The sequence below is a fragment of the Candidatus Propionivibrio aalborgensis genome (assembly GCF_900089945.1).
GTDB classification, from domain to species: Bacteria; Pseudomonadota; Gammaproteobacteria; order Burkholderiales; family Rhodocyclaceae; genus Propionivibrio; species Propionivibrio aalborgensis.
In genome coordinates this window covers 1-1,947 of the sequence record NZ_FLQY01000281.1, presented here as the reverse complement: position 1 = coordinate 1,947, position 1,947 = coordinate 1, and the positions used below count along the sequence as shown (strand labels likewise).

Below are 1,947 nucleotides of genomic sequence, written 5' to 3'. Positions count from 1 at the left end.
AATCGGGATAGGAAGAAGCCTCACGGCCCCTCCCTCCCACACCACCGGACATACGGGTCACGTATCCGGCGGTTCGATGAATTGAATTTTTACCGTGGTGCAAGGTTCGGCAGTCCCAAGTTGATGAAGAAGCGCAATGGTAGCGCAATGGCCAATGCCGGTGTCTTTGACAGTCGCCACGGACCATGGGCTGACTTGCTGGTATTCCACGCTTCACGGACCGATACGCCACGCTTGCGCAGTTCCCGATAGCCGGCCGGTCCCCATTGTTTCCAGAGATAGCAACGTAACTTGCGGCGTACCCACTTGTCGATCTCGCGCAGAGGACTCAGCACTTCGGCAATGCCGAAGTACGCTTTTCCAGCCAAGCAGGGTTTCTCTCAGCTCTGCAACGATCTTGCCAATCGTGTTGCCTCTGGTACGACGGGTCAGTTCGCGCACGCGGTCTTTCAGCTTGTCGATGGCCTTTTCGGCGACCTTGAGCTTCGCACCGTTGCGGCTGACCGTGAAGCCCAGGAACTTGCGGTTCATGGGCCGATCCACCGCGCTTTTAGCTACGGCCGCTGCGCTTAACGCCGATGAAGCCGGCGTTAGCCTCCACTGAAACTTCGTTTTCAACGGATTCACTGTGAGTCGCAGTGTGTCGCTGACATAGCGTGTCACGCTCGCCATCACCCGCTGTCCTGCCCGTTTGCTTTTGACGAGGATATTGCAGTCGTCCGCATAGCGGGCAAAGCGGTGGCCGCGCCGGTCCAGTTCCCAATCCAGCTCATCCAGCACCACGTTGGCCAGCACCGGCGAGAGCGGCCCGCCTTGCGGCACGCCCATGGTCGTGGCTTCGAGACTGCCGGCCACGCTTACGCCTGCCTTCAGGAAACGATTGACCAGCCGCAACAGATCGGCGTCGCGGCAGCGGCTCTTGAGTCGCGCCATCAGCCGGTCGTGATTGACCCGGTCGAAGAAGGCTTGCAGGTCCATATCCACCACCCAGCCGTATCCTGCCCGGATGTTCGCCTGCACTTCGCGGACGGCCTGATGGGCCGAGCGCTGCGGGCGAAATCCGTAGCTGTGGTGATGAAAGTGGGGTTCCCATTGCGCCGATACGACTTGCGCGATGGCTTGCTGGATAAATCGGTCCAACACCGTGGGGATGCCCAGAGGACGGGTCTTCCCGTCTGGCTTTGGGATTTCCACACGCTTGACAGGTTGTGGGCGATAGCGGCCCGCTTCCAGTTGCGCACGTATTTCCAGCCAGTGGAGCAGGAGGTATCCCGGTAGGTCATCGACTGTCATGCCATCGATACCCGGCGCGCCTTTGTTCTGGCGCACTTGTTTCAAAGCGCGCTGCAGATTGGCCCGTTCCAACACTTGGGCTAGCAGCGCTTGGGTTTGAATCGACGCGGGTTGTCCTGACGATCCAGCGACGAGTTCATCCTGCGGCATGGCCGCAGCCTGCGTGAGCAGGTGGTCAGATGCGTTCCCGTCTCTCTTCGTCACGGTCCTTTGTCTTTCATCGTTCGGGCCTTCGGCGGGGCGCCGCCTACTATGCCCTCTGCTGACTTCTCCACGGTATTCAGCCGCCGTCTCCAGCGGCCCAGCTTCGATCTGCTGAAGCACCGGGGAGATCTCCCGGGGTAAGACACGTTACCTTCACTGCATAGACGCCGGATTTATAAAGCACACCCTACTACCGCAGATGGAGGACTTCGCAGTCACGTGCCCGCTCGTCCCGAGTGCACCACACCTCATATCCGATTCTTGTTCATCGTCCCGCAGTTTTGGATTGGGCTTCCTTCAGACCCCGCCTCGCGACGACGCCCTTGCCCTTCTCCTTGCCTTCGGCTCTGCAATACCTGGCCATCGGACTTTCACCGACGAAGTAACGCGCCATGCCCGGCGCACACGTTTGAATTCACCGGCGATGCGCGGCTTTATCGCGCAGCGTCC

2 protein-coding genes are annotated in these 1,947 nt (G+C 60.0%); both read right to left on the bottom strand.

The features are described from left to right. Window positions 1-89: 89 nt before the first annotated feature. Window positions 90-314, bottom strand: coding sequence for a hypothetical protein (locus PROAA_RS19425; protein ID WP_425394018.1), 225 nt, complete (start codon window positions 312-314; stop codon window positions 90-92). Continuing rightward, entirely contained in the window at window positions 214-1,497 is a 1,284-nt protein-coding gene (gene ltrA, locus PROAA_RS18950; RefSeq protein WP_222102261.1) for a group II intron reverse transcriptase/maturase, read from the bottom strand. The genes PROAA_RS19425 and ltrA overlap by 101 nt, the downstream gene beginning before the upstream one ends. Window positions 1,498-1,947: the final 450 nt, after the last annotated feature.